The following is a 26,389-nucleotide window of genomic DNA, read 5'->3' as shown; positions in this document are numbered from 1 at the left end:
CCCCGAACAGAAAGGATCCGACCATGGATCGCCGTCGCCTTCCTCTCAATGCCCTGCGCGCCTTCGAAGCCGTGGCGCACTACAACAGCTTCACCGACGCTGCGAATGCTCTCAACATTTCGCAAAGCGCGCTCTCGCGTCATGTCATCGGGCTGGAGGAATCGATCGGCCACAAGCTGTTCGAGCGGGGCCACAAGTCGATCGCGCTGACGGTCGAAGGCCGGGCGCTACTGTCAGGCGTGGCCAAGGGTTTCGACCGGATCGAGCAGGCGCTCAGGGAGGTAGGGCAAAAGGACGGGCAGAAGCGCAAGCTGCGCATCAATCTGCCGCCGAGTTTCGCCATGAAGCTCACGGTGCCGCTGCTCACCGATTTCCGCCGCAGCTTCCCGGAGGTTTTGTTCGAAGTGTCGACGCCTTACGGCGGGCCGAACAGCGAGTTCGACCTCGCTGTCGTCTATTCGCGGCCGACGGTCGATGAATGGATCACCGACCTTCTTTGGGAGGAGCGCCCGACGATCCTTTGCCATCCGGACCTGGTGCGTAACGGCTTGCCCGAAATCGCCGCCTTCATCGCCGAGAACGAGATCGTTCATATCAAGATCGTCGATCTCGATCCGCACCATATGTGGCAGCGGTTCGTGCTGCAGAACGGTATCTCCGATGTCTCGACCGGTCGCGGCGTGACGTTCGACAGCGCCAGCCTCGCCGTCCAGTACGTGCTTTCTGGACACGGCATGGTGCTCGTCGATCCGGTGCTTTTCCGCGAAGAACTCGAAAGCGGTCGGCTCGTGACGCCCTTCGACGCCGACTACTACGAGGGCTTTGGCTACTACCTGAAAATCGATGCCGATGGACTGGCGGATCCGCTCATCGCCGGCTTCCGCTCGTGGCTTATCAGCCGCTTCAGAAACAATGGTCGGCCGAATGGCCACCGCAGAGGCCTGCGCGTGATCGGCGGGACCGACAGCGCCTGAAAACCAAACATAATCGAGGAGGAGGAAACATGAAGGATCTAAAGACAAACAGCGGTCAGCCGCTCCATTCGTCCGTCAAGGACCTGGTTGAGCAAGTCCGCTCCGGTGCGATCGACCGCCGCTCGTTCCTGCGCGCCAGCGCCTGGCTTGGCGTTTCCGTCGCATCCGCCAGCGCTTTTGCCGGCATGACGGGGAAGGCGCTCGCCCAGACAGAGACGCCCGTCGACGGCGGCAAGCTGCGGTTTGCCTGCCAGATCCAGGAACTGACCGATCCGATGCTTTCGAGCTGGATCGAGGCTTCCAACCTCTATCGCAACTGCCTCGAATTTCTGACCTACGTCGATGCCGACAACATCACCCATCCTTACCTTGCCAAGAGCTGGACGCCGTCCGAGGACCTGAAGGTCTGGGACTTTGAGCTGGATGAGCGCGCCAAGTGGTCGAATGGCGATGCTTTCACGCCCGAGGACGTGATCTTCAACATCGAGCGCTGGATCGCGCCGGACGCGCAATCGTCGAACAAGACGGCATTTTCCGCTGTGGAGAAGGTTGAGAAGACGGGTGATCACAGCGTGCGCATCACGCTGTCGCGCGGCGTGTCCTCGCTGCCAGAGCAGCTCTATTCCTACACCTGCCCGATGGTGCACCACAATTTCGTCAAGGACGGCAGCAATTGGCCGGCAAACCCGATCGGAACCGGTCCGTTCAAGCTCGCAAGCTTCGAGGTCGGCCGTCAGGCTGTGTTCACCAAGCGTGCGGACTATTGGGGAACGCCGGCGCATCTCGACGAGATCCACTACATCGATATGGGCACGGATGTGACGACGCATCTGGCGGCTCTCGCAAGCGGGCAGATCGACGTCATCTATCGCGCCAGCATCGCCGAATACGACCTGATGAAGTCGCTGCCGAACATCCAGGTGCTGAAGGCCAATCCGGCGCATACGCTGGTCATGCGCATGCAGGTGGACGCAAAGCCGTTCGACGATATCCGCGTTCGCAAGGCTATCCAGCTTGCCGCCGACAACAAGCAGATGCTCGACGTCGCCTATCGTGGCGAAGGTGTCATTGGCGCGAACGTGCATGTTTCGCCGACGCAGCCGGACTACTTCCCGCTGGAGCCTGTCACCCGTGATGTCGAGAAGGCCAAGGCCCTGCTTGCCGAGGCCGGCTACAAGGACGGCCTCGATATCGAGATCACGCTCGGCAACACTCAAGGCAAATGGGAACAGGACACCGTCCAGGTGCTGCAGCAGAACCTGGCGGAAGCCGGTATCCGGCTGAAGCTCAACGTGCTCCCCGCCTCGCAATACTGGCCGGTCTGGGACAAGGTTCCCTTTGGCCTGACCTATTGGGCGCACCGTCCACTCGGCTCGATGACGCTGGATCTTGCCTATCGTTCCGGCGGCGCCTGGAACGAGAGCCATTTCGCCAGCAAGGAGTTCGACGCAGCCCTCGACAAGGCGATGGCGGTGGTCGATCCGGCCAAGCGCAGCGAGGCGATGAAAGAGGTCGAACAGATCCTTCAGGACAATGCCGTCATGGTGCAGGCCTACTGGCCGAGCCGCTTCTGCGCAACATCCATGAAGGTCAGAAATTACAAGCTGCACCCGGCGGATTACTTCCGCATGGACGGCATCTGGCTCGCCCAGGCGTAATTTCACAAGGGGCCGCACATCCTGCGGCCCTATACCCACCCGGCAAGGAGTGGTTCCCCGTGACCCTGATCCTTTTTATCGTGCGCAAGCTCGGCGGCGCGGCGGTCGCCATGCTGACCGTGTCTTTCCTCGTGTACCTGGCGCTTGAGGTCAACGTTGAGGACGTTGCCGTCAAGGTGCTCGGCCAGTTCTCGACGGACGCTCAGCGCGCCGCCTGGCTGACGGCCAACGGCTATGACGATCCATTCTTCATCCGCTATGGCCGCTGGCTATGGTCCTTCGTGTCAGGAAACTGGGGTGAATCGACCTACTACCGTGCACCGGTGATCGATCTCGTTCCCGACCGGCTGGTCGCTTCCGGCCTGCTCGCCGGCGGGGCTTTGCTGGTCATGGTTCCAGTCGGTCTGCTCGCTGGTATCCTCGCCGGCATGCGGCCGGGCTCGCTCATCGATAGGGCCGTATCGCTGCTATCGATCGTTACCACATCGATCCCGGATTTCGCTTCGGCGGTGTTTCTTTCGGCGGTCTTCGTCTTCTGGCTCAATTGGCTTCCGGGAGCGAGCACGATGCTCTCGGGCTTCTCGCTGAGTGAAATGGTCCTGCCGGTCCTGGTGCTCGCCTTCTATTCGACCGGCTATCTTGCGCGGGTCACGCGGGCCTCGATGGTCGAAGTCATGGGCACGCACTACATCCGGACCGCCCGCCTGAAGGGCGCGAGCCCGGCCCGCATCGTCTGGCGCCATGCGCTCAGAAATGCGCTGATTACGCCCGTCACCGTCATCATGTTGCAACTGCCGTGGCTCTTGTCGGGCGTTATCGTCGTCGAGGTCTTCTATGCCTACAAGGGCTTCGGCACGCTGCTCTACGACGCCGCGCTCAACAGTGACATCCGCCTCGTCGAAGCCTGCGCCATGGTCAGCGTTCTCGTGGTGGTCGCCACCCAGATCCTTTCCGACATCGCATATGGCTGGCTCAATCCCCGCGTATCGCTTCTCGAAGCGGCGATGGGCAGCAAATAGGTCACCGACATGCGCAAATTTCTGTTTCCCTATCTTTCGAGCCCGATCACCGTCGTCGGCGGCCTGCTCAGTCTCGGCTGGCTGCTAACCGCGCTGCTGGCGCCGGTTCTCGCCCCCTTTGATCCGATCAAGACGCTGATGCCGCTCGCCAAACCCGGCGCGCTCAATCCGGCAGGCGGCACCTTCTGGCTCGGTACCGACATGCTCGGTCGCGACATCCTCTCGCGGCTGATCTATGGCGCCCGCACGGTCGTGGTCTTTGCGACGCTTGCGACGTTGACGGCCTATTTCGTCGGCGTGACGCTAGGTCTTGCCGCCGGCTACTGGCGCGGCCGCTTCGACGCGGTTTTGTCCTACTTCGCCAACGTCGTGCTCTCATTTCCGGTGCTGGTGCTCTACATCGTCATCATCGTGGTGATCGGCTCATCGCCGTTCAACATCATCCTGGCGGTGACCTTCGGCAGTGCGCCGGCGATCTTTCGTATCGTGCGTGGCATCACCATCGATGTGGCGAGCCGCGACTACGTTTCGGCTGCAATTACACAGGGCGAGAGCGCCTGGCGCATCATGCTTTTCGACATCCTGCCCAATGCCAGTGGCCCTCTCGCCGTCGATTTCTGTCTTCGTCTTGGCTACACCGCCATCACCATCGGCACGCTCGGCTTCCTCGGCCTGGGCCTGCCGCCGCCAACGCCCGACTGGGGCACCATGGTCAATGAGGGCCGCGGCATGGCGATTGCCTTTCCGCATCTCGTGATCTTTCCCTGTCTTGCAATCTCGTCACTGATGCTGGGCCTCAGCCTGCTTGCGGATGGATTGCGGGAAGTATCCGACGCACAAGGACGGCGCGCATGAGAACGGATGAAAGACAACCGATCCTCAAGGTCGAAAACCTGAGCGTCGCCTTGCCTAAGGGCGCCGATCGCCCGTTTGCGGTCAATGATGTCAGCTTTGATTTGAGGCCCGGCGAGATCCTCTGCGTCGTCGGCGAGTCCGGTTCAGGCAAGTCGGTACTGTCGAGTGCGCTGATGGGCGCAGTACCGGAGGGGCTGAAGCTTAGCGGCGGGCAGGTTCTACTTGAGGGCAAGGACCTGACGCGCCTGTCGGAGAAGGCGTTTCGTGCCATTCGCGGCCGTGACATCGCGATGATCTTCCAGGAGCCAATGGCCTCGCTCAATCCGGCAATGACGGTCGCGGCGCAGATCGAGGAAGTCTTCCTCCTTCATTCGGACTTCGATGCCGGCGAAAGGGCAAAACGGGCGCGGGCACTGGTGGAGGCGATGCGGCTCCCCAATCCGGACCGCATCCTCAAGGCCTATCCGCATCAGCTCTCCGGCGGTCAGTGCCAGCGCGTGGTGATCGCCATGGCGCTTGCCATGAACCCGCGCGTGCTCATTGCCGACGAGCCGACGACTGCGCTCGACGTGACCACCCAGGCACAGGTCCTGAAGCTGATCGGCGAACTCAGAGACGTCCATGGCCACGGCATCGTCTTCATCACCCATGATTTCGGCGTCGTCGCCGATATCGCTGACCGGGTCGCGGTGATGAAGCATGGCGAGATCGTCGAGATCGGCGTGGCGAAGCAGGTGCTGACAGCACCGCAACATCCCTATACCCAAGCTTTGATCGCAGCGGTTCCAAGCCTTAATCCGCACGATCGTCCGGCCGCGGCACAAGCGGACCCAGTGCTTGCCGTCCGCGGCTTGCAGCACTCCTATGGCGCGTTGGCCGTGTTGAGGGACATCGATCTCAGCCTTGCACCCGGACGGGTCGTCTCCATCGTCGGAGAATCCGGTTGCGGAAAGTCGACGCTTGCCAAGGCGATGATCCGGCTGATCGAGGCGAAGGGCGGGCGTGTCGAGGTGGCGGGCACCGACATTCTGGCCCTGCCGGGCAAGAAGCTCGAGAAGTATCGACGCACGATCCAGATGATCTTTCAGGATCCCTTCGGCTCGCTTAATCCGCGCCGCAGGGTCGGCCCGATGATCGCGCGCGCTGCACGCCTTGCGGGCGCAAATTCCACTGAGGCGCGGCGGCGGACGGAGGAGCTTCTCGATCTCGTTGGCCTGCACAAGGGCGCCTATTGGCGCAAGCCCGGCGCTTTTTCCGGCGGCCAGCGGCAGCGCATCGGCATTGCCCGGGCGCTTGCCATGCAGCCGGATGTGCTGATCGCCGACGAAAGCGTCTCGGCGCTTGATGTCTCGGTCCAGGCGCAGGTGCTGGCGCTGCTTCGCGATTTGCAGGAGAGGCTACAGCTCGCCATCGTGTTCATCACCCACGACCTGCGGGTCGCAGCCCAGATCAGCGATGAGATCGTGGTGATGCAGAAGGGCGAGATCGTCGAACGGGGGACGGCTGCAATGGTGCTGCAGGCGCCAAGCCATCCCTATACGAGAACCTTGCTGGAGGCTGCTCCGGGGCGAAGCACGTTCTGAGCTGATAGCATACGCTGCCTATCAATCGAGGCCGGGCCCGTCCTGGCCTCCTTTGTTTTGGTCCCTAGTGCCCGCCGGTTCGAGCGAACAACTGGCCGTAAGCGTGTATCGCGACGTGCCGCCACCCCGCAAGCACCGCGGCTGTTGCACTGAGATACAATTCTCCATCGATCGGAAACATCCGCGATACGCCACGATGGTCCTCTGCCGCACATATCAAGTGATCACTGCCTCGGGCATTGATCCAGTGCGGAGAGACGATGATGATCCTCTTTGTTGTAGCCTATCTTGCGGGCGTGCTGACCATCGTCAGTCCCTGTATCCTGCCGGTCTTGCCATTCGTGTTTGCCCGCGCCGGCCAACCCTTTTCCACCAGCATTCTTCCAATGCTACTTGCCAAGATCGTGACCTTTGCGGCGATCGCCTCGCTTGCAGCACTCGGCGGCAATTGGGCGGTTCAGGCGAACGCGTTTGGCCGCTATGCCGCGATCGCGCTGCTCGCCGTCTTCGGCGTAACGCTGCTCTCAACGCGGGCCTCGGCTTTCGTGACCGGCCCGCTCGTCGCACTCGGCAATCGGCTGTCGAGAAAGGCCACGACCGGGGAGAAGGGCAGCATCGGTGGGGCTATCCTGCTCGGTGTGGCGACCGGACTGCTCTGGGCGCCCTGCGCCGGGCCGGTGCTCGGCCTGGTGCTGACCGGCGCGGCGCTTAACGGTGCGAACGTGCAGACGACGCTGCTGCTTGTCGCCTATGCTGCCGGTGCCGCGACCTCGCTGGCGCTGGCCGTTCTTGCCGGCGCACGGGTGTTTGCGGCGATGAAGCGTTTCCTCGGCATCGGCGACCGGATCAGGCAGGGCCTTGGGATCGCAGTCCTTGCCGGCGTCGCGGCCATCGCCCTTGGCCTCGACACAGGCCTGCTGGCGCAGCTTTCCTATGCGAGTACGTCGGGCTTCGAACAGTCGATTCTCGATCGCCTGCGCAGCGATGCGTCACCTGTGGACGTCGCCAGCACGCGCATGACCGTTGCCGCGAAGGATACGCGACAGGCGGACTATCGCAGCGATCTGCCGGTCGAAGGGTCGTTCCCGTCGCTCGACGGCGCCGTTCAGTGGCTGAATTCCAAGCCGCTGACGCCGGCCGAGCTTCGCGGCAAGGTCGTCCTTGTCGATTTCTGGACCTACTCCTGCATCAACTGCATCCGCACCATCCCCTATGTCCGGGCCTGGGCGGAGAAGTACCGGGACCAGGGCCTGGTCGTGATCGGGGTGCACGCGCCGGAGTTTGCCTTCGAGAAGCAGATCGGCAACGTCGAGAAGGCGGTGCGGGACTTCAAGATCACCTACCCGGTGGCGATCGACAACGACTTCGCCATCTGGCGCGCCTTCTCCAACAGCTACTGGCCGGCCCACTACTTCATCGATGCCGAGGGGCAGATCCGCTACACGCATTTCGGCGAAGGCGACTATGAGGGTTCCGAGCGGGTGATCCAGGATTTGCTGGCGGAGGCCGCGGGAAAGCGGAAGGCCGAAGAAAACTACGTCAAACCGGATGCGAAAGGCGCAGAAGCCGCGCCCGACCTTTCCCGCCTCGGATCGAGCGAGACCTATGTCGGGTATGAGAGGGCCGCGAATTTCGTGTCTCCGGAAGGCGTCTCCGCAGACAGCGCCAAGCGGTACACGATCGATAGCCCGCGTCTCAACGAGTGGGGCCTCACCGGCAACTGGACAGTCGGAGCCCAGCAGGCGCGTGTCAACGAAGCGGGCGGCGGTATCACCTACCGGTTTCGCGCCCGCGATCTGCACTTGGTTCTGGGGCCTGGCGCCGGCGGCAAACCGATCCGGTTTCAGGTGACGGTGGATGGCGCGCCGCCCGCAGCAGACCGTGGCTCGGATATCGACGCGTCCGGAAGGGGGACGGTCACGGAGACGCGCCTCTATCAGCTTGTGCGCCAATCAGGCGCGGCGCGGGAACGGACGTTCGAGATCCGCTTTCTCGAGCCCGGCGCAGAAGCCTTCGTTTTCACATTTGGATGAGAGTTGAGAGATGGCCGACAAACAACAGCAGCACGGGCGCCGCATGCCCGCCCTTGGCCGACGTCTGCTCGTCGCACTGGCAATAGTCGGCGGCGGGCTGATCCTCGCCTTGGACGAGCAGACGGCGGCGCAGCAGGTCAAACCCATTCCCAAGGCGCTCCATGATGTCGCTTCAACGGAGGCAACGCAGACGGCCGTGCTCGCAGGCGGTTGCTTCTGGGGTGTGCAAGCCGTGTTTCAGCATGTGGTCGGCGTCACGGGCGTCAGGTCCGGTTATGCCGGCGGCAGCGCGGAGACGGCAACCTATGAACTGACGGAAACCGGAACCACCGGCCACGCCGAAGCGGTGGAGATCACTTTCGATCCCAAGAAGATCAGTTATGGGCGACTGCTCGAGATCTACTTCTCGGTCGCACATGATCCGACACAGGTCGACGGGCAGGGGCCGGACAGCGGACCGCAATACCGATCGGCGATCTTCCCGCGCGATGAAGCGCAGGCGAAGGTCGCCTCCGACTATATTGCGCAACTGACCGCGGCGGCCGTCTTTGCTCGGCCGCTTGCGACGACGGTCGAACCTGGAAAGGCTTTCTATCAAGCGGAGGCCTATCACCAGGATTACGTCTACAACAATCCAGGCCAGCCCTATGTGGTCATCTACGAGCAACCGAAGATCGGAGCGCTGCACCATCTGTTCCCGGACTTCTATCGCGAGAAGCCGGTGCTTGTCGCAGGCAGCGCGTCGTAGCTGGTCGCGAGCTTGCGGGAATCCTTAAGAACGACAGGGTGCGTCGACGAGCGCGTGCGCTGCACACGCGTATCGGGAGGGGCCGAGCCAGTCAGCCTTCTACATAAGGATACAGTTTCGCGGCTGCCTGCACACATCCGCGATACGCCCAAGGGACACTCTGTCTGCGAGCAAGGCTCGGGTCCTCGGTAACGGGCGAGCCGCAGCAGTCATGATCAACGGAAGGAGCCATCATGCGTATCTTCGCAACAGCTTTCGCCATCGCCGTCCTCGCGGCCGCACCATGCGCTTGGGATAGCGATCCGGGAGAGCCTTCGCTTCTTGCCGCGCTCGTCGCCGGTTCGACGTCCGCAACGGCCACCGTTCGGCCGCAGGTGGCCGCGTTTGAGGACGGAGGATTGCTGCAGGAAGCGCCGCATGAGGAGCATTCCAGCCCGTTCCTCGATTGACGATCACGCCGTGAAGACCGGCGGCACCAACCCTTGAAACCAATCAACACGGAGGAAAGTCACATGCTTGAGAAAGCAGGAGAGCGCCATACCGTCGCTGCTCGGACGGTATTCGTCAACGAGTTGACCAACGGGATACTCGACCCGGCGGAGCCGATGCTCGGCCCCGTCGCCGATGGCGGTGTCATTATCGCGAACACGGCGCCGGGATGTTGGGGGCCAATGATCACACCCGAAATCCGCGGCGGACATGAGGTCACGCGGCCGGTGGCCGTTGCGGGCGCCGAGGTCGGCGATGCGATCGCCATCCGGATCCGATCGCTGGTCGTCACCTCGGCGGCGACGGCCTCCGGAAACGACGAGGTGGTGGTGGGCCGCTTCAATGGTGATCCCTTCTGTGCCGCCGTTTGCCCGGGCTGCGGCACGCAATGGCCGCGCACGAGGGTGGAGGGCATCGGCCAGGCCGCGATCCGCTGCGAAAACTGCGGTGCGGACGCGACGCCGTTCATCTTCACCAATGGCTACACGATCGCCTTCGACGATGAGCGCCGGGTCGGCCTCACCGTCGGGAAATCCGTCGCGGAGGCCTTCGCCACAGATGCGGATCGCCTGATGGCCTTGCCTGACAGCTCGATCCAGCATCCGATCCTGACCTTCGCGCCGGCCGATCTCGTCGGTGTTGCCACACGGCTGCGGCCCTTCCTAGGCCAATTGGGCACCACGCCCTCGAAGGCGATGCCGGACTCACACAATGCCGGCGATTTCGGCCAGTTCCTGACCGATGCTCCGCATGCCTATTCCCTCACGGCGGAGGAACTCACCAAGCACAAGACCGACGGCCATCTGGACGTGAACACGGTGCGGGAAGGGGCGATCCTGATATGCCCGGTCAAAGTTCCGGGTGGCGGCGTCTATATGGGCGACATGCACGCAATGCAGGGAGACGGCGAAATCGCTGGCCATACCTGTGATGTCTCCGGGACAGTGACGCTGGAGGTTCACGTCATCAAGGGGCTCAAGATCGACGGACCGATCCTGCTGCCGGTTCTGGACGACGTGCCGTTTCTGGCGCGTCCGCTCGACGATGCAGAACGCACCCGGGTGGAAGCGCTTGCGCGTAAGCATGGTGTTCGCGACATCGAGGCCGATGCCCCGGTCACCTTCATCGGCACCGGTGCGAACCTGAATGAAGCAACCGAAAACGGGCTGGAACGCGCTGCGGAGCTCTTTGGTATCAGCGTTCCGGAAGTGATGAACCGCGCGACCATTGCCGGGGCCATCGAAATCGGCCGCCACCCGGGTGTGGCCCGTGTGACTTTCCGTGCTCCGCTCAGCCTCCTCGACGAAATAGGCATCGGCGCGTTTGCGCGCAGCCTCTACAATCTCTGACCCGTCGGTCCGCTGTGTTTTCCAGCGAAGCCGATCGGCGTGTGGATGTTCTGGAGCGGGGTCGACACTGCGTCGGCCCCGTTCGCTTTTGCAGACTCGCAAGGTGCCGCCGCGGAACCCCTGAGCATTGCGTATCGGTCTGCAGTCGCGCTCGCCCTTTTGAACATTGAGATACACAGACGCCGCTCCCGAACACATCTCGGATACACCGCGCACGCATGGTCACGGCGAAATTTGGTTCGCATCCGGCCCCATGCGGTCGTAGAAAGCCGGTGCGGGCGCAATGGCGTAAAGTGCTGGAATTATGACATTTGAGACGTCGACGTTTCACCCTAACATCGAGGCTCCAACCAAGGCAAAGGAGCTTGAAATGAGCAGAAATTCCAAAGGTACGGCACTCATCACCGGCGCATCATCCGGTATCGGTGCAATCTATGCCGATCGCCTGGCCCGCCGCGGCCTCGATCTGATCCTCGTTGCCCGCAACCGCGAGCGATTGAATGATCTCGCCAGCCGCCTGGCGGACGAGACGGGACGCGCCATCGAAGTCGTCGCTGCGGATCTCGGCAACAAGGACGATGTCCGGCGGGTCGAGAACATCCTCAAAAGTGACGCGAGCATCACGGTGCTGATCAACAACGCCGGGGTTGGTGCTACTGCGCCGCTGCTCGCGTCCGATGTCGACAAGATGGAGGAGATGATCACGCTCAATGTCAGCGCGCTGACGCGCCTGACCTATGCGGCCGCGCCCGGATTTGCTGCACGTGGCGCCGCCACGATCATCAACATCGCCTCGATCGTCGGCGTTGCGCCGGAGCTTCTGAACGGCGTCTACGGTGGCACGAAGGCCTTCGTGCTGGCCTTCACCTTGTCGCTTCAGAAGGAACTTGCCGACAAGAACATCCGCATCCAGGCCGTGCTGCCGGGGGCGACTGCGACCGATTTCTGGGGCATTGCCGGCACTCCGCTCGAACATGTTCCAAGCGAGATCGTCATGCGGGCCGAAGACATGGTTGATGCCGCACTTGCCGGTCTCGACCAAGGCGAGGTGATCACGATCCCGGCGCTGCCGGATGCCGCAGATTGGGCAACCTATGAGGCGGCCCGCCAAAAACTCATGCCGAACCTTTCCAGGAGCGCACCCGCCGCTCGCTACAACATCGGGGGATAGCCCCCGATCTGCTTCCGGGCTCCTCCCATCCCGGAATTACCTGGCGATGCCTCTGGCATCGCCTCAACTCGAACCAGGAGAATGATGATGTCCAGACGCTATTTGCCAACTGCCAAGAGCAGTCGCTTGGCCGCCTTCGCGCTGTCCGGAGCGATCGCGATCCTGCTTCCGCCGTTCGCCGCCCATGCCGCAGATGCCTCCTCGGTGGGCGGTGCCCAGATCACCGCTGCCGCAAAGCCTGCGGCAGACGAATCCATCCGCCCATTCCAGTTTCATGCCAGCGATGCGGCGCTTTCCGACCTTAAGCAGCGCATTCAGGCGACCAAGTGGCCCGACCGCGAATTGGTCAACGATGGCACCCAGGGCGTGCAACTCGCTACCATGCAAAAGCTCGCCGACTATTGGGCCACCAAGTACGATTGGCGCAGGGTCGAGAAGAAGCTCAACGGCCTGCCGCAGTTCGTGACCAACATCGACGGCGTCGACATCCATTTCATCCACGTGCGGTCGAAGCACAAGAACGCGATGCCTCTTATCGTGACCCATGGCTGGCCGGGCTCGATCATCGAACAGCTGAAAATCATCGATCCTCTCGTGAACCCGACGGCGCACGGCGGCAGCGAAGCCGATGCCTTCGACGTGGTCATTCCCTCGCTCCCGGGCTACGGCTTCTCCGGCAAGCCCACCGAACGCGGCTGGGATCCGGTGCGGATCGCGCGGGCCTGGGCGATCCTGATGCAACGGCTGGGTTATACCCACTATATCGCGCAGGGCGGTGACTGGGGCGATGCCGTCACGGAACAGATGGCCCTGCAGCAGCCGGCCGGATTGCTGGGCATCCACACAAACATGCCGGCGACCGTCCCGGCCGAGATCCAGAAGAGCCTCGACGCCGGTGGTCCAGCGCCATCCAATCTCTCGGCCGACGAGCGCCGTGCCTATGACCAGCTCGATTTCTTCTACAAGAACGGCCTGTCCTATGCGCAGGAGATGAGCAAGCGTCCGCAGACGCTTTATGGCATCGAGGACTCGCCGATCGGGCTTGCCAGCTGGATGCTGGACCATGACGCTCGTAGCTACGAACTGATCGCCCGCGTCTTCGACGGTCAGTCGGAGGGCCTGAGCCGCGATGATGTGCTCGACAACATCACGCTCTATTGGCTGACCAATACTGCCGTGTCATCGGCGCGTCTCTACTGGGAGAACAAGCTCGCGTTCTTCCAGCCGAAGGGCATCCAGATTCCCGTGGCTGTCAGCGCCTTCCCGGACGAACTTTATCAGGCGCCGAAGTCCTGGGCGGAGAAGGCGTTCCCGAAGCTTATCCATTATAATCGTCTCGCCAAGGGCGGACATTTTGCAGCCTGGGAACAGCCGGAAGCCCTGGTCGATGAATTGAGAGCTTCCTTCAAGTCACTGCGTCAACCGAGCTGACAGAAAGGGGCGTGCGAGAGCGCGCCCCGCTGTTGCAAGAAAGGAGAAGTGTCATGACAAGTGCAGGTAGCGAAAAGAGAGCGCAAACCGTCGACTTTAAGTTCGAAGTCGCGCTCATACCCGTTTCGGATGTTGACCGCGCCAGGGCCTTTTACGCCAATCTTGGTTGGCGGCTCGATGCGGATTTCCCGGTCGGCGATACGTTTCGGGTCGTCCAGTTCACGCCGCCCGGCTCGCCGGCGTCCATCCACTTCGGCACGGGGTTGACCTCGGCCCCTCCTGGATCGGCGAGCGGCCTCTATCTGGTCGTCTCTGATATCGAGGCGGCTCGTTCGCAACTCATCAAGGGCGGTGCGGAGGTCAGCGAAATCTTCCATCGCGAAGGTCCTGGGAAACCGGCGATCAGCGGCCGTGATCCGGCCCGTAGCAGCTACCGCTCCTATGCGACCTTCAGCGATCCCGATGGGAACGGCTGGCTGCTGCAGGAAGTGACCGAGCGCCTGCCTGGCCGCGTGGACGCCGATGCCACGGAATTCGCTTCGGTGGCCGATCTTGCGGCGGCGCTGCGTCGCGCCGCCGCCGCGCACGGCGAACACGAGAAGCGCCACGGTGGACAACACGACCACAACTGGCCGGATTGGTATGCCGCCCACATGGTCGCAGAGCATGCCGGAAAACCGTTGCCCGAATGAGGCAGTCCCAAGGCCGCCACATTCCCTTCATGGCGCAAATCTGCTATAAGCGATCATTCCGGACAGGAGTGGTATGACATGCACAGGATTGGCTACGTTGTCTTTCCAGGATTTCAGCTCATGGGGTTTGCGGCGGTCACTGCCTTCGAGGTCGCCAATCTGACGCTTGGGGAACAGGTCTACGAGATCGAATTGCTGTCCGAGGTCGGCGGCGAGATCAAGTCGTCCGCCGGTTTCGGCGTGCTGACGAAGGCCTTCGACTATACCGCCTACGAGACCGTCATGTTTGGAGCGGGCACCGAGATCGAACCGGTAACGTCAGGGTTGGTCGCGTTCGCGCGTCAGGCGCTCAAGGCCTCGCGGCGGGTGGCTGCGCCTTGTACCGGTGCATTCATCCTCGCTGAGTCCGGATTGCTGGACGGGCGCCGCGCCACGACTCATTGGGTGTTTGCGCGCCAGTTGCGGGAGCGTTTCCCGGAGGTGCGGGTCGAGGAGGATCGCATCTTCATCGTCGATGGCAGCGTGTGGACCTCGGCAGGCATGACGGCCAGCATCGATCTGGCGCTGGCGATGATCGAGAAGGACCATGGCGAGGATGTCGCGCGCCAGGTGGCGCGCAAGCTTGTCGTCTATCATCGGCGCGCCGGCGGCCAGTCACAGTTTTCCGCATTGCTCGAACTCGATCCGAAGTCGGACCGCATCCAGAAGTCGGTCAACTATGCCAAGGCGAACCTGCGCAGCGTCTTGTCGGTCGAGGAGCTCGCGGACGCCGCAGGCCTGAGTGCGCGGCAGTTCAGCCGTGCCTTCCGCTCGGAAACCGGGCAGTCGCCGGCGAAAGCGGTCGAGCATCTGCGCGTGGAAGCGGCGCGCCTGTTGATGGAGCAGGGACGCCACTCGATGGACGTGATTGCCGAGGAGACCGGTTTTGCCGACAGCGACCGCATGCGTCGGGCTTTTCTGCGCACGCTCGGACAGCCGCCACAGACGATCCGACGCAATGCGCGCGAAGGCATCGCCTGAACGGCACAGCGATTGGTCTCCTTCTGCCGAAATTTGTATCGCCGTGTATCCGCCGCTTGGTACTCTACACTTGCTTGCAATAGGAGCCGCAAAGCACACGACCGCGTTACACAGGTGCTCCATCTCTGATGACAGCTCAGTTCACCGGAGGCAGCCAATGTCGGACGAAATCAATCACCCACGCCGTCGTTTCCTCGGCGCACTCGCACTCTCGCTTGCGGCGACGCAGTTCGCATCAGTGAGCGTCGCGAGGGCGCAAGCAGCAAACGGCGAGGCGCCGCGCCTTCCGACCGTCACTCCCGGGACGAACAAATCCTTCGCGAGCCTCAAGCAGATCGATGCTGGCGTCTTGAACGTCGGCTACGCCGAACTTGGCGCAAGCGATGCGCCGGTCGTGATCCTGCTGCACGGCTGGCCCTATGACATCCACACCTATGTGGATGTGGCGCCGCTCCTGGCCGATGCCGGCTATCGTGTCATCGTTCCTTATCTGCGCGGCTACGGCACGACCCGGTTCCTCTCCGCCGACACACCGCGCAACGGCCAACAGGCGGCAATTGCCGCGGACATCATTGCCATGATGGATGCGCTCAAGATCGAGCAGGCGGTCATCGGCGGCTGCGACTGGGGTGCGCGCACCGCCAACATCATCGCCGCACTCTGGCCCGAGCGTTGCAAGGCGATGGTCTCGGTCAGCGGCTACCTGATCGGCAGCCAGGAGGTGAACAGGAAGCCGTTGTCACCGCAGGCCGAGCTTGCCTGGTGGTATCAGTTCTACTTCGCCACCGAGCGGGGGTATGAGGGCTACAAGCAGAACCACAAGGAGTTCGCCAGACTGATCTGGAAGCTCGCTTCGCCCAAGTGGGATTTCGACGATGCCACCTTCGACAGGAGCGCCGAGGCGCTCGAAAACCCTGATCATGTCGATGTCTCGATCCACAATTACCGCTGGCGGCTCAGTCTCGCCGAGGGCGAAGCAAAGTTTGACGATCTCGAAAGGCGGCTCGCGCAGTTCCCGACCATTACGGTGCCGACCATTACACTCGAGGGCGACGCCAACGGTGCTCCGCATCCGGACCCCGCAGCCTATGCCAAGCGCTTCTCCGGCAAGTACGAGCATCGGCTGGCCACCGGCGGCATCGGCCACAACCTGCCGCAGGAGGCGCCGTCCGCCTTCGCCCAAGCGATCATCGACGTCGACCGCTTCTAGTTTTTCTCCCGCTGATTGCGTGGAGGCGCGGGTTCCGGTTCACCGGGCCCGCGCTTTTTTGCGTGCCGATGCATATTGAAAACTGCCCGGCACGGAAAGACGCCGGGCCGAGCGCGTTTCACGCGCGCCGATCCGCATGCACCAGATGGCCGCCTTCGTATCAGCGTGTATCAGCTCCGGTACTTGGCAGACTTCCACACATTTCCGCTTGTCGCTGAAACATCCCATACACCTGTCGCGCGCCATCTGTGTCTCGACAGTCGCACGGGGCAATCGGGCCCGAAAGGAACACCTGTCGAAAGGAAGAGCACGATGAGTGAAGCTGAAAAGATACTCTACACCGGCAAGACCCACACAACCGGCGGCCGCGACGGCGCCTCCCAGAGCGACGACGGGCGTCTGGACGTCAAGCTCTCGACGCCCGGCAGCGCACGGCCAGGGACGAACCCGGAGCAGCTTTTCGCCGCCGGCTGGTCGGCTTGCTTCATCGGTGCAATCGGACTGGCGGCTGGCCAACGGAAGGTCGCGCTTCCGGCCGACCTTGCCGTCGATGCCGAGGTGGACCTGCGTAACCGCGACGGAGGCTATTTCCTGCAGGCGCGGCTGAATGTCAGCCTGCCGGGGATCGACGCCGATGTTGCGCGCCAGTTGGTCGATGCCGCGCACCAGACGTGCCCCTATTCCAAGGCGACGCGCGGCAACATCGATGTGACGATCAATCTCATCTAACGGGGATGCTGGTTGCGGCAACCTTCAGTAGCTTGATCCACGAAGGCGGCGGCCGATGAGGCCGCCGCTTTTTTTATTGGAGGATTGGTCGTTCCGAGAGCGGCTGAGGCGCAGGCATGTGAAGTCACCGCGCCTTGTTGTGCCTCATGCCGGAAGGCGACGAATGGCGAGTTCTGCAACCAATCCACCGCCGTCGCGGTTGGTCAGCTTCAGTGAGGCATCGATGGAGGCCGCAAGCTGTTGGGCAATGGCAAGGCCGAGGCCGGTTCCGCCGGTGTCGCGGTTGCGGGAATCCTCCAGCCGGACGAAGGGTTTGAGTACGGCATCCAGCTGGTCAGTGGGAATGCCGGGTCCGCGGTCGAGCACCTTGATGGTCACCGTGTCGTCCGCCAGCCGCCTGACTTCGATCTCCGCGCTGCCACCAAACTTGAGTGCGTTGTCGACCAGGTTGGTAAGGATGCGTCTCAGCGCCTGGGGCCGGGTGGTGATCGCGCCGCCATCGCCATCGTTTGTGCTAACCGCCTTGCCGGTGTCCTGATAGTCATAGACAAGGCTTTCGACAAAGGAGGCAAGATCGATGCGTGTCGCCTTTTCGACATTGCCGTGGGCGCTTCGAGCATAGGCGACACCTTCCTTGACCAGACTTTCGATCTGGCCGAGATCCTGGATCAGCTTCTCCCGGTCGGCGAAATCATCCGCCATTTCGGCGCGCAGCTTCATGCGTGTAATCGGCGTCTGCAGATCGTGGGAAATCGCAGCGAGGATCTGAACCCGCTCTTCGAGATACTGGGCAATGCGGTCGCGCATGGCATTGAACGCAGTCGCCGCGTAGGCGACCTCGGTGGGTCCGGTTTCGCTGAGGCGCGGCGTATTCCGGTTCGGGTCCAGCGTATCGGCAGCCGCGGCAAGGTTGACGAGCGGGCGCACCGCCTGACGCATGGCGAACCAACTGCACAGGAGCAGAAGCACGAGTTGGGCCACGAGCACGAAGGGCAACCAGTTTGCCAATGGCATGACACCCTTGGGAAAGACGTCGATCGTCAGCGGCGAACCGTCGCTCAATGTCAGATGCGCCTGCAGATGGCGACGTTCGCCCGGGATAGTTTCGACTTTGACCGGAAATTGAAGGCCGGTCGCCCGCTCGATCTTCGTCGCGATCTCCGTGGCGGCCGGGTCGAGCGACGGATTGCCCGCAACGCCAGGTCCGAGAAGGAAGCCGTAATTATCGCGGTCCAGGCGAGGGAGCCACGAGGCACGCTCGGGCGCGGGCAGACGATCGAGTATGGCGATAGACGTGGCGATTTCGTTTTCGAGCGTATCGAACATGACCGATCTCGCGGCCATGTAGCGCTCGAAGAACAGCACGGTGAACGACATGACATGCGCGATAGTCAGACCGGCCAGCAGGATAACAAAGAGCCGCGCCCTGAGCGTGCGCGGCCACAGTCGAATGCTTCCTGGGTTTGCGCTCGTCGTCATTCGCGCGCCTCCACGATTTCTATCGGGACCGAAAAGACATAACCTTCACTGCGCACCGTCTTGATGTAGGTCGGCTCGCGGGCATCATCGCCGAGCCGTTGGCGAACACGGCTGACGAGCAGATCGATCGAGCGATCGAAGAGATCGGCCTCGCGACCCTGGGTGAGGTTGAGAAGCTGGTCGCGGTTGAGCACGCGCTGGGGGTGATCGATGAAGACCTTCAGCAGCCGATATTCAGCGCCGCTCAGCGCAATTACCGTGCCGTCTGCATCGATCAGATGCCGGGCGGTCGTATCGAGTTTCCACTGACCGAAGCGCAGCAGTTGCCCAGCCTCCGAGATCTGGAGGTTTGGCGGCAGCATGCGCGCACGCCGGAGCACCGCCTTGATGCGGGCAAGCAGCTCGCGCGCGGAGAACGGCTTGGAGAGATAGTCATCGGCCCCCATCTCGAGCCCCAGGATCCGGTCCATCTCGTCGCTGCGGGCCGTCAGCATGATGATCGGGATCGCCTTGTGCTTGCCGGCCCGCAGCTCGCGGCTGAGCACGAGCCCGTCGTCGCCCGGCATCATCACGTCGAGCACGATGAGATCGACGGTATCGCCCTCGAGGAAGCTGCGCATCTGTCGCCCATCGGCGACGGCGGTTGCGCGCAGCCCGTTCTTCTTGAGGTAACCAGACACGAGTTCGCGGATCTCACGGTCGTCATCGACAATCAGCACATGGTCGATATGCTCCATCGAGCAAACTCCTCAAATCCGTTCTGGTCTTCGCGTCCTTGCGGCACCACCTGGGCAGGGCCGGGGAACATCCGCTCAGTCTCATTGGCGCCCAGGATATGTCCTCGGTGTGTTCGCGACATCCAGACTTGCATGCGAATGTAATGCAAGCACCTTCGGATACATTTCGACACAATTTCGCAAACGAAACCCGCCGCTTGCGGACAAGCGGCGGGTTGCAGGAACGTCTGATCGGCGGTGTCAGGCCTTTGCTTGAGCGGCCAGCAGGGCGCGATATTGCGCGGTCGGCAGACCGCCCCAGCCCCAATTGTCGAGCTCGACTTCCTCGATGACAACGTAGGTGGATTCCAGCGGCTTGTTGAGCACGTCGAGCAGGACCTGGCTCACGCCCTTGATGATTTCGGCCTTTTCCTCGGCCGTGACCGACTTGCGGTCTTGAGTGGTGCCTTCGCGGGTCACCTGAACTGTAACGATCGGCATTGCCGTCTCCTCTTCAGATCTGGATGTTGCCGGCACCATCAGGTGCCGTATCGTCTGCATTGTAAGGGGAGGGGGGAGCGGCCAGGATTAGGCAATGGTCGCTCCCGGACATCCCCTATGCTGTTACCAGCGCCCTGCGTTCTGACCGCCATCGACGTGCAGAATCTCACCCGTCACGAAACCGGCGTTCTCCAGATAAAGGACGGCGTCGACGATATCGCGGATATCGCCCATGCGGCCGACGGGGTGCAGCGTCGAGAGTGCCGCGTGCGTTTCCGGCGGGTGCATCGGGGTCTTGATGATGCCCGGCGAGACCGCGTTGACGCGGATGCCGGACTGGGCGAATTCGATCGCGAGCGCCTGGGTCACGGAATTCAGACCACCCTTGGTGATCGATGCCAGAGCAGCCGGAACACCGGCAATCGGCTGGTTCACGAGGCTGGTCGTGATGCTGACGATGTGACCGGAGCCCTGCTTCAGCATCTCGCGGGCGGCGTGCTGGGTGATATGGAAGAAACCGGCGACGTTGACCCCGAGGTTCAAATCATAGTCTTCCTGGGTGAACTCGGTGAACGGCTTGGCGGTGAAGACACCGGCGTTGTTGACCAGCGTGTCGATCCTGCCGAACCGTTCCAGAGCCTGGCGAATGACCCGCTCTGCGGTCTCCGGCTTGCTGATATCGCCGGCTACACTGAGAACGCCGGCATCCGAACTTTCCTGGATGGACCGGGACGTGGCGACGACACGATAGTTGCGATCGCGGTAGGCCTGGACCAGGGCGGCGCCGATACCCTGCGATGCACCGGTGATGATGGCGACCTTCTGTTCGTTGCTCATGGATATGATCCTTCTTCGATTGCAACGGGCGCTCTGTGCGGCCCGCCCTCCGCCCTCGGCGTTGGTGCAATCAGATTTAGACCTATCCGATGATTGGGAGAATTAGCGGCGTTCGGTAGTCAATCAACCGATAATTGGCATAATCAGGCGAGAGTGCCGGCTTCCGTTGCCATCCGCGAGAACTCAGTCCGCAGACGCGGCAGCGCGAAATCGGCAAAGGCGCGAACCTTCGGAACCGACATGCGGCCCTGCGGCGCAAGAAGGTGGACCGGCATCGGCGAATGCTCGGCGTCGGCCAGCACGATTTTCAGCCGCCCATCGCTGACGTAGCGCGCGACGTGGTAGGAGTAGAGCCGGGTCAGGCCGGTACCCGCGGCGGCAGAATCGACTGCAGCACGCACGCTGTTGACGATGCACCGCGGCGTGAACTGTACCGTGCGGGGGATCAAGGAGCCCTCGACTGGCGTGAACGTCCAGGAATCGAGACCGAAGTTGGTGAAGGCCACGATCTGGTGTTTGGCGAGATCGGCTGGCTCGTCGATCCGCGGGTGGTTGGCCAGATAGCGAGGCGAGCCGACGACGACGCGCCGGACATCGCCGCCGATCCGTGTTGAAATCAGCGAAGAGTCCGCGAGATGGCCGATTCGGAGCGCGATATCGACACCTTCGTCGACAAGGTTCACGAAGCGGTCGAGCAGGAGAAGCCGGGCCGAAACTGCAGGATATTGGTGGAGGAAGTCGTCGAGGATCGGGCGCAGGACCTCTTCGCCAACGATCGGTGGCGCGGAGATCGTCAGCGTGCCGCGAGGGGCTGCACGTTCGCCACCTGCGAGCATGTCGGCCTCTTCGAGATCGATCAGCACCCGCCGGCAGGCGGCTGCATAGCGCTGGCCGGCTTCGCTGAGCTTCAGCGATCGCGTCGTTCGATGCAGCAACTCCACCCCGACATGGGCTTCGAGCAGGTTCAGGGCGCGGCTGACCGCCGTCGGTGATCGTTTCAGCCGCCGGGCTGCGGCCGCAAGGCTGCCTTCGTCGACTGCTGTCACGAACACCTTCATTGCGTCGATACGATCCATTCTGCCGACTTTCGCGATGATCATTGCCAATCGCCTAGCATTCACCCACGTTTTGGCGGAAGTAAAGGGGAAGGCTCTATCCTGTCGTCAACGGCTTCGGAGGCACATTTCGAGCAACGGGCGATCAGTCGGCAAACAGCTTTTCGATCAGGTTGGCAGCTGAGCCTTGCCAAAGCTCTCCCTTGCCGGTTCCAGCCCAAAGGGAGAGGAAGTCCGACGATCCCTTTGCTGCCGACGCGCCTCTGATATCGCGCGTGAACTTGTTCTGAGCCGGGAAAGGCATGACGGCGGCGGCGTCCACCTCGTTCATGAAGCGGTTCTCGATGCCACGCGCAAACCGGCCGGAGAAGGAGCGCGTTGTCCGCGTCGTGCGTTCTGCACCCCGCAGCGCTGTCCGGTAGGGCGCCGAGGTTCCGGCTTCGGTGGTGGCGAGGAAAGCCGTGCCCATCTGCACGGCACTGGCGCCCATGGAAAGCGACGACCGGATGTCCGCAGCCGTCATGATGCCGCCTGCCGCGATCAGTGGCACCTTGGCCTTCGGAAGGGTTCGGGTCAGCAGGTCCCGAAGCCCGATTTCACTGTCCTTGGCCTCGGGATCGAAGATGCCGCGATGGCCGCCGGCTTCAAAACCCTGGAGGGTAATCGCATCCACGCCGCTTTCTTCGAGCGCCTCTGCTTCCTCCGGTGTCGTCGCGGTGCCGACGATCAGCATCCCGGCCCCGCGCGCGGCTCGCGTGTGTTCGGCAGGAAGTACGCCAAACACGAAACTGAGGACATCCGGCTTCGCCTTCAGCACCGCCTCGAACTGCTGATCGAAATCCTCTTCATAGGGCGCGGCGAATTGCGGCGTAGGCAGATCCAGTTCGTCTCGGTACCTCGCCGTTGCCGCCAGGGCCCGTTCGACCGTGGTTGCGTCGATCTGCGGCTGCGGGTGCTGAATGAAGAGATTGATCGCAAAAGGGCGGTCGGTACGTGCACGAACTTTGTCGACGAACTCGGTGATGGCCGCCGGGCTCGAATAGGCAGCACCGATCGACCCCAATGCTCCCGATGCCGATGATGCGATGACGAGTTCCGGCGACGAGGGGCCACCGGCCATCGGCGCGACGATCAGCGGGTGCTTCAGGCCAAGTTTCGCCAGGGGATCCTGCATGTTCGATATCCTCGTTGAATGCGTGTTCTTGTCTGCCGGCGGGTGCGGGCTGATGTGAAAGTCGACGAGCGGTCGCACTGATCGCCGGATTATCCCGGACCATAAAGGAAACCCGGAGCGGCCGGAGGTCAACTGTCCAATGTCGCACGGTTCGACGACGACGATGCCGGCGAGCAGTTGCGGTGAGATCGATTGGCTGGCACTGTTATCGGTGACGAGCCGTTCCCATGAGGACCCTGATGTCGCAACAGACGGACGAGCAAGATCCACCTCCGAGCCTTGTCGAACACTATCGGCCAGTGCAGCTCAAGGCCGTGCTTGCCGCCTGCGCGGTGAAGCATCGCGAACCTCCACCGCCTCCGCCGGAGGAGCGCTTCTATGGATCGCAATTGCCGGAGGGATTCCACCTCCCGCAATCGGTCTACGACGACTAGGCGCAGCGTTTGCGATCAGTTCGTTGCCAGCGTCCAGGCCATGCCGGCAAGCGCGCAGGCAAGCAGCGTTGCGATGACCGAAGCGTTGAAGCGGAAGATAGCCACGCCGGCGGCAACCGTCAGCAGGAACGATGGCAGCACCAGCGACCGCAATACCGGTATGTCGAGCGCGAACGGCCCGAAACGCCAGCTTACGAGTTCCCCAAACAGCGTGTGCAGCCCGAACCAGACGGCAAGGTTGAGGATCACCCCCACGACGGCGGCCGTGATCGCCGACATGGCGCCCGTCAGCGCGGCATTGTTCCGCAGCCGCTCGATGAAGGGTGCGCCGAGGAAGATCCAGAGGAAGCACGGGACGAATGTGACCCAGGTGGTCAGCATCGCCGCCAAAGTCGCCGCGATCATCGGGTGGAACGTCCCCGGGTCGCGATAGGCGCCCATGAAGCCGACGAATTGGACGACCATGATCAGCGGTCCCGGCGTCGTCTCGGCCATGCCGAGGCCGTCGAGCATCTCGCCGGGCTTCAGCCAGCCGTAGTGTTGGACGGCTTCCTGGGCGACGTAGGCGAGTACGGCATAGGCGCCGCCGAAAGTAACGACCGCCATCTGGCTGAAGAACAGGCCGATCTGGCTGAAGACGTTGTTCCAGCCAAGGACGATGACGAGCAGTGCCAGGGGGGCAAGCCAGAGCACAAGCAGGACGCCGGAAATCCGCAGCGACCATGCCAGGTTCGGGCGCGCATGCGCGGGTATTTCTTCGCCGAGCGCAGAGTCCTCGTCCTTCAGGACCGCGCCCGTACCAGCCTTGTGTCCGCCGCCGATGCGAAAGAGCGGCGAGCCGAAGCGGGCGCCGACATAGCCAAGTACACCGGCTGCAAGGATGATCAGCGGGAAGGGGATACGGAAAAAGAAGATGGCGACGAAGGCGGCCGCCGCGATGCCGATCATCATCCGGTTCTTGAGTGCCCGGCCGCCAATACGGAAGACCGCCTGGACGACCACCGCGAGCACGGCGGCCTTGAGGCCGAAGAAGAGACCTTCGACGACGGTGACATTGCCGAAGGCGGCGTAGATGTAGCTGAGGCCGAGAATCGCGAGGAACCCCGGTAGCACGAAGAGAAGGCCGGCAACGAGGCCGCCGGCGGTGCGGTGGAGGAGCCAGCCGATATAGACGGCAAGCTGCTGTGCCTCGGGGCCAGGAAGCAGCATGCAGTAGTTCAGCGCATGCAGGAAACGATGCTCGCCGATCCAGCGCTTCTCGTCGACAAGGATGCGGTGCATCACCGCGATCTGCCCGGCGGGGCCGCCGAAGCTCAAAGCCGCAATCCGGGCCCAAACCCGCACTGCTTCGCCGAACGGGATGCCGTGGCTTGGCCGTTGCCGCGCCACATCGGGCGCGGCCCTGTCAGTAATGTCGGTCATCTCAGGCGTCCTTCTTGGGCGAGGGCCAATTGTGCGTCTCGTTGGTCGCATCCCGGCACCAGCGATAGAAGGCGTCGTAGAGCAGCATTCCGGCTTCCAGTTGCTCCAGGTCGTCGGCATACATGCGCGAGAGACCGAGCGAGGCGGCAAGCAAGCCGGGCGCCTCGGGCGCGAGCGCGAGGCGGGCGGTGTCGGCGCCACGCACGATGGTCGCAAGCCGCAGAAGCGGGGCGGTTGCAAGGCCGAATTGCTCGACCATGACATCGAATGTGCAGAGCTCGCCGCGGTGGCTCCAGCGGATCGGAGCATCAATATCGAAGGGCGTTGCGCCGAAGCGCTCGCCGACCATCTCTACTTCTGACGGCGCCACATACAGGAACACCGCTTTCGGGTCGACGAAGCGACGGATCAGCCAAGGGCAGGCAATGCGGTCGATCTTCGGACGCGCCCGCGTAACCCAGACGGTCCGTCCCCCGGCGTTCCGTTCAGGTATCGCGGATACTGGCACAGACGGATGGTGGCCCTCCACCCAGGCCTCGAACCCGCCTTCCAGCACGTCGGCCGCAACACCGGCATTGCGAAGCCAGGCCGCAACACCATGGCTGAGCTTCTTGCCCTGCTGGCAGATGATGATTGCCGATGCCCGGTCGACATCCCCCATCCAGTCCTGCACCTGGCGATAGTCACGCCGGTGGGAGCCGGGGATGAGGCGGGGATCGGTTTCGAAATCGTCGTCGATCCTGACATCGATCAGTTCGGGACAGTTCGGCGTGCCGATGAGGCGAGAGAGTTTTTCCGAGGAGATTTCGAGAAATGACGACATGACGCGTCCTCCGGATGAGCGGTTCTATGGACGCGATGCTTCGGCTGGCGCCTCATGGGGTGATCGCACCCCCATGCCTGAAGTTTTCCGCTCTTTGAGCGGGCTGTCAAGTCGAGGACTTGGAATGGAACAACATCGTCAATACACCGTCCTGAGTGCGGAAGGGCGCCGCACTCAGGACGCAGACGCTCGGCGTGTTCGGGCTATTTACCGGCGTCCTTGGCCGCGGTCTCGATGACCTTGGCGACCTTTTCCGCTTGCGAGGCAAAGACGGCGTGGCTCGCCTTGATTTCGCTTACCTGGCTGCCGGCGCGCTTCGCCATGCTTCGTTCAAGGTCCGGATTGATGGCACGGTCTTCGGTCGCCACGATCGCCCAGCTTTTCTTCGTCCGCCAGGCGGGCTCGTCGGCCTTGGCAGTGAAAACCTCCTTGGCGGCAAAGACTTGTGACTTCGCCGCAAAGGCAGTCTCCGCCTTGGGGAGGTCGGCGGCAAAATCGGCGGCAAACGCCAACGGGTCGAGATAGAGGTACTTGCCATCAGCGGTTTCCTTGATGCTCATCGCCGCCGGCGGTTTCGAGCCGGCAAGCGTTGCCAGGTCCTCGCCTTTGTCGGGCTGAAACGCTGCGACGTAGACCAATCCCTCGACCTTCTGGTGATGCCCGGCTTCGCTGATCACCATGCCGCCGTAACTGTGACCGACGAGCAAGGTCGGCCCATCCTGCAGGTCCAGAACGCGCTTCGTCGCCTCGATGTCGGCGGCAAGGGACGTCAGCGGCTCCTGCACGACTGTCACCTTGAAGCCACGCCGCTCCAGGATGTCGCTTGCCTGGCGCCAGCCCGAACCATCGGCGAAAGCGCCGTGCACGATGACGATGTTCTTGATGTCTGCCGCCTGGGCGGCGAAAGCAACCACGCTCGTCGCAAAGGCTAGGGCAAGAGTAGGGATAATTCGGGAGCGCATGCGATCGTTCCTTTTCGAGGCCGTT

Annotated in this window: 25 protein-coding genes; 16 read left to right on the top strand and 9 right to left on the bottom strand. The window is 62.7% G+C overall.

The genetic code is table 11. The features are described 5' to 3' along the window. Nucleotides 1–23: 23 nt before the first annotated feature. The 15 genes from PWG15_RS25790 (at nucleotide 24) to PWG15_RS25720 (ending at nucleotide 16,961) form a co-directional block, all read left to right on the top strand. Nucleotides 24–974 (top strand): LysR family transcriptional regulator, encoded by a 951-nt coding sequence (locus PWG15_RS25790; protein WP_275026947.1) that lies wholly within the window; start codon nucleotides 24–26, stop codon nucleotides 972–974. A 29-nt stretch (nucleotides 975–1,003) separates the two neighbouring features. Beyond that, complete coding sequence (locus PWG15_RS25785) at nucleotides 1,004–2,632, top strand: ABC transporter substrate-binding protein (protein WP_275026946.1); 1,629 nt, start codon at nucleotides 1,004–1,006, stop codon at nucleotides 2,630–2,632. Between the two features lie 65 nt (nucleotides 2,633–2,697). After that, a complete protein-coding gene (locus PWG15_RS25780) occupies nucleotides 2,698–3,651 on the top strand; it encodes an ABC transporter permease (RefSeq protein ID WP_275027217.1) in 954 nt (317 codons plus the stop codon). A 9-nt stretch (nucleotides 3,652–3,660) separates the two neighbouring features. After that, nucleotides 3,661–4,506, top strand: a complete 846-nt coding sequence (locus tag PWG15_RS25775) for an ABC transporter permease (RefSeq protein ID WP_275026945.1) — start codon at nucleotides 3,661–3,663, stop codon at nucleotides 4,504–4,506. Then, nucleotides 4,503–6,089: a dipeptide ABC transporter ATP-binding protein gene (locus PWG15_RS25770; RefSeq protein ID WP_275026943.1), complete on the top strand. Its 1,587-nt coding sequence runs from the start codon at nucleotides 4,503–4,505 to the stop codon at nucleotides 6,087–6,089. Before PWG15_RS25775 ends, PWG15_RS25770 begins: the two co-directional genes overlap by 4 nt. A 263-nt stretch (nucleotides 6,090–6,352) precedes the next feature. Further along, entirely contained in the window at nucleotides 6,353–8,122 is a 1,770-nt protein-coding gene (locus PWG15_RS25765; protein WP_275026942.1) for a cytochrome c biogenesis protein DipZ, read from the top strand. A gap of 10 nt (nucleotides 8,123–8,132) precedes the next feature. Further along, on the top strand, nucleotides 8,133–8,870 hold the full coding sequence (gene msrA, locus PWG15_RS25760; protein ID WP_275026941.1) for a peptide-methionine (S)-S-oxide reductase MsrA: 738 nt from the start codon (nucleotides 8,133–8,135) through the stop codon (nucleotides 8,868–8,870). A 233-nt stretch (nucleotides 8,871–9,103) separates the two neighbouring features. Beyond that, nucleotides 9,104–9,319: a hypothetical protein gene (locus PWG15_RS25755; RefSeq protein WP_275026940.1), complete on the top strand. Its 216-nt coding sequence runs from the start codon at nucleotides 9,104–9,106 to the stop codon at nucleotides 9,317–9,319. Between the two features lie 63 nt (nucleotides 9,320–9,382). Continuing rightward, complete coding sequence (locus tag PWG15_RS25750) at nucleotides 9,383–10,708, top strand: acetamidase/formamidase family protein (RefSeq protein ID WP_275026939.1); 1,326 nt, start codon at nucleotides 9,383–9,385, stop codon at nucleotides 10,706–10,708. 370 nt (nucleotides 10,709–11,078) lie between these two features. Next, complete coding sequence (locus PWG15_RS25745; protein ID WP_275026938.1) at nucleotides 11,079–11,879, top strand: SDR family NAD(P)-dependent oxidoreductase; 801 nt, start codon at nucleotides 11,079–11,081, stop codon at nucleotides 11,877–11,879. Between the two features lie 87 nt (nucleotides 11,880–11,966). Beyond that, nucleotides 11,967–13,310, top strand: coding sequence for an epoxide hydrolase family protein (locus PWG15_RS25740; RefSeq protein WP_275026937.1), 1,344 nt, complete (start codon nucleotides 11,967–11,969; stop codon nucleotides 13,308–13,310). A gap of 53 nt (nucleotides 13,311–13,363) precedes the next feature. Then, a complete protein-coding gene (locus tag PWG15_RS25735; protein ID WP_275026935.1) occupies nucleotides 13,364–14,002 on the top strand; it encodes a VOC family protein in 639 nt (212 codons plus the stop codon). A 78-nt stretch (nucleotides 14,003–14,080) separates the two neighbouring features. Beyond that, nucleotides 14,081–15,022, top strand: a complete 942-nt coding sequence (locus tag PWG15_RS25730) for a GlxA family transcriptional regulator (protein WP_275026934.1) — start codon at nucleotides 14,081–14,083, stop codon at nucleotides 15,020–15,022. A 157-nt stretch (nucleotides 15,023–15,179) separates the two neighbouring features. Continuing rightward, the gene (locus PWG15_RS25725) at nucleotides 15,180–16,232 is read left to right on the top strand and encodes an alpha/beta fold hydrolase (RefSeq protein ID WP_275026933.1); all 1,053 of its coding nucleotides are present in this window, start codon (nucleotides 15,180–15,182) and stop codon (nucleotides 16,230–16,232) included. A gap of 312 nt (nucleotides 16,233–16,544) precedes the next feature. Beyond that, a complete protein-coding gene (locus PWG15_RS25720; RefSeq protein ID WP_275026932.1) occupies nucleotides 16,545–16,961 on the top strand; it encodes an organic hydroperoxide resistance protein in 417 nt (138 codons plus the stop codon). Nucleotides 16,962–17,105: 144 nt separating this feature from the next. Here PWG15_RS25720 and PWG15_RS25715 read toward each other — a convergent pair whose 3' ends face one another. The 6 genes from PWG15_RS25715 to PWG15_RS25690 all read right to left on the bottom strand — a co-directional run bounded on the left by PWG15_RS25715 (nucleotide 17,106) and on the right by PWG15_RS25690 (nucleotide 22,723). Then, nucleotides 17,106–18,440, bottom strand: coding sequence for an ATP-binding protein (locus tag PWG15_RS25715; protein WP_275026931.1), 1,335 nt, complete (start codon nucleotides 18,438–18,440; stop codon nucleotides 17,106–17,108). Continuing rightward, entirely contained in the window at nucleotides 18,437–19,177 is a 741-nt protein-coding gene (locus tag PWG15_RS25710) for a response regulator (RefSeq protein ID WP_275026930.1), read from the bottom strand. The genes PWG15_RS25715 and PWG15_RS25710 overlap by 4 nt, the downstream gene beginning before the upstream one ends. A gap of 240 nt (nucleotides 19,178–19,417) precedes the next feature. Further along, nucleotides 19,418–19,657, bottom strand: a complete 240-nt coding sequence (locus PWG15_RS25705) for a tautomerase family protein (RefSeq protein WP_275026929.1) — start codon at nucleotides 19,655–19,657, stop codon at nucleotides 19,418–19,420. 123 nt (nucleotides 19,658–19,780) lie between these two features. Next, nucleotides 19,781–20,494: an SDR family NAD(P)-dependent oxidoreductase gene (locus PWG15_RS25700; RefSeq protein WP_275026928.1), complete on the bottom strand. Its 714-nt coding sequence runs from the start codon at nucleotides 20,492–20,494 to the stop codon at nucleotides 19,781–19,783. A 143-nt stretch (nucleotides 20,495–20,637) separates the two neighbouring features. After that, a complete protein-coding gene (locus PWG15_RS25695; RefSeq protein ID WP_275027216.1) occupies nucleotides 20,638–21,570 on the bottom strand; it encodes a LysR family transcriptional regulator in 933 nt (310 codons plus the stop codon). A gap of 124 nt (nucleotides 21,571–21,694) precedes the next feature. Then, nucleotides 21,695–22,723 (bottom strand): NAD(P)H-dependent flavin oxidoreductase, encoded by a 1,029-nt coding sequence (locus tag PWG15_RS25690; RefSeq protein WP_275026927.1) that lies wholly within the window; start codon nucleotides 22,721–22,723, stop codon nucleotides 21,695–21,697. A gap of 239 nt (nucleotides 22,724–22,962) precedes the next feature. Here PWG15_RS25690 and PWG15_RS25685 point away from each other — a divergent pair, with 239 nt between their 5' ends. After that, complete coding sequence (locus PWG15_RS25685; protein WP_275026926.1) at nucleotides 22,963–23,157, top strand: hypothetical protein; 195 nt, start codon at nucleotides 22,963–22,965, stop codon at nucleotides 23,155–23,157. 15 nt (nucleotides 23,158–23,172) lie between these two features. On the opposite strand, the gene chrA is transcribed toward PWG15_RS25685, so the two are convergent. The 3 genes from chrA to PWG15_RS25670 form a co-directional block, all read right to left on the bottom strand. After that, the gene (chrA, locus tag PWG15_RS25680; RefSeq protein WP_275026925.1) at nucleotides 23,173–24,579 is read right to left on the bottom strand and encodes a chromate efflux transporter; all 1,407 of its coding nucleotides are present in this window, start codon (nucleotides 24,577–24,579) and stop codon (nucleotides 23,173–23,175) included. A gap of 1 nt (nucleotide 24,580) precedes the next feature. Next, nucleotides 24,581–25,402 carry a chromate resistance protein ChrB domain-containing protein gene (locus PWG15_RS25675; RefSeq protein ID WP_275026924.1) on the bottom strand — a complete coding sequence of 274 codons (822 nt, stop codon included), beginning with the start codon at nucleotides 25,400–25,402 and terminating at the stop codon, nucleotides 24,581–24,583. Nucleotides 25,403–25,605: 203 nt separating this feature from the next. Continuing rightward, nucleotides 25,606–26,364 carry an alpha/beta hydrolase gene (locus PWG15_RS25670; RefSeq protein WP_275026922.1) on the bottom strand — a complete coding sequence of 253 codons (759 nt, stop codon included), beginning with the start codon at nucleotides 26,362–26,364 and terminating at the stop codon, nucleotides 25,606–25,608. Nucleotides 26,365–26,389 lie beyond the last annotated feature (25 nt).

Source organism: Ensifer adhaerens (assembly GCF_028993555.1).
In the GTDB taxonomy this organism is placed as follows: domain Bacteria; phylum Pseudomonadota; class Alphaproteobacteria; order Rhizobiales; family Rhizobiaceae; genus Ensifer; species Ensifer adhaerens_I.
Note: the sequence above shows the minus strand (reverse complement) of the source record. Positions and strands in the feature narration are given on the sequence as shown.

Bases quoted from the DNA above. Each gene is read 5' to 3' on its own strand.
- PWG15_RS25790 (WP_275026947.1), top strand. From the start codon at position 24: ATGGATCGCCGTCGCCTTCCTCTCAATGCCCTGCGCGCCTTCGAAGCC.
- PWG15_RS25785 (WP_275026946.1), top strand. From the start codon at position 1,004: ATGAAGGATCTAAAGACAAACAGCGGTCAGCCGCTCCATTCGTCCGTC.
- PWG15_RS25775 (WP_275026945.1), top strand. From the start codon at position 3,661: ATGCGCAAATTTCTGTTTCCCTATCTTTCGAGCCCGATCACCGTCGTC.
- PWG15_RS25770 (WP_275026943.1), top strand. From the start codon at position 4,503: ATGAGAACGGATGAAAGACAACCGATCCTCAAGGTCGAAAACCTGAGC.
- PWG15_RS25765 (WP_275026942.1), top strand. From the start codon at position 6,353: ATGATCCTCTTTGTTGTAGCCTATCTTGCGGGCGTGCTGACCATCGTC.
- msrA (WP_275026941.1), top strand. From the start codon at position 8,133: ATGGCCGACAAACAACAGCAGCACGGGCGCCGCATGCCCGCCCTTGGC.
- PWG15_RS25755 (WP_275026940.1), top strand. From the start codon at position 9,104: ATGCGTATCTTCGCAACAGCTTTCGCCATCGCCGTCCTCGCGGCCGCA.
- PWG15_RS25750 (WP_275026939.1), top strand. From the start codon at position 9,383: ATGCTTGAGAAAGCAGGAGAGCGCCATACCGTCGCTGCTCGGACGGTA.
- PWG15_RS25745 (WP_275026938.1), top strand. From the start codon at position 11,079: ATGAGCAGAAATTCCAAAGGTACGGCACTCATCACCGGCGCATCATCC.
- PWG15_RS25740 (WP_275026937.1), top strand. From the start codon at position 11,967: ATGTCCAGACGCTATTTGCCAACTGCCAAGAGCAGTCGCTTGGCCGCC.
- PWG15_RS25735 (WP_275026935.1), top strand. From the start codon at position 13,364: ATGACAAGTGCAGGTAGCGAAAAGAGAGCGCAAACCGTCGACTTTAAG.
- PWG15_RS25730 (WP_275026934.1), top strand. From the start codon at position 14,081: ATGCACAGGATTGGCTACGTTGTCTTTCCAGGATTTCAGCTCATGGGG.
- PWG15_RS25725 (WP_275026933.1), top strand. From the start codon at position 15,180: ATGTCGGACGAAATCAATCACCCACGCCGTCGTTTCCTCGGCGCACTC.
- PWG15_RS25720 (WP_275026932.1), top strand. From the start codon at position 16,545: ATGAGTGAAGCTGAAAAGATACTCTACACCGGCAAGACCCACACAACC.
- PWG15_RS25715 (WP_275026931.1), bottom strand. From the start codon at position 18,440: ATGACGACGAGCGCAAACCCAGGAAGCATTCGACTGTGGCCGCGCACG.
- PWG15_RS25710 (WP_275026930.1), bottom strand. From the start codon at position 19,177: ATGGAGCATATCGACCATGTGCTGATTGTCGATGACGACCGTGAGATC.
- PWG15_RS25705 (WP_275026929.1), bottom strand. From the start codon at position 19,657: ATGCCGATCGTTACAGTTCAGGTGACCCGCGAAGGCACCACTCAAGAC.
- PWG15_RS25700 (WP_275026928.1), bottom strand. From the start codon at position 20,494: ATGAGCAACGAACAGAAGGTCGCCATCATCACCGGTGCATCGCAGGGT.
- PWG15_RS25695 (WP_275027216.1), bottom strand. From the start codon at position 21,570: ATGGATCGTATCGACGCAATGAAGGTGTTCGTGACAGCAGTCGACGAA.
- PWG15_RS25690 (WP_275026927.1), bottom strand. From the start codon at position 22,723: ATGCAGGATCCCCTGGCGAAACTTGGCCTGAAGCACCCGCTGATCGTC.
- PWG15_RS25685 (WP_275026926.1), top strand. From the start codon at position 22,963: ATGTCGCAACAGACGGACGAGCAAGATCCACCTCCGAGCCTTGTCGAA.
- chrA (WP_275026925.1), bottom strand. From the start codon at position 24,579: ATGACCGACATTACTGACAGGGCCGCGCCCGATGTGGCGCGGCAACGG.
- PWG15_RS25675 (WP_275026924.1), bottom strand. From the start codon at position 25,402: ATGTCGTCATTTCTCGAAATCTCCTCGGAAAAACTCTCTCGCCTCATC.
- PWG15_RS25670 (WP_275026922.1), bottom strand. From the start codon at position 26,364: ATGCGCTCCCGAATTATCCCTACTCTTGCCCTAGCCTTTGCGACGAGC.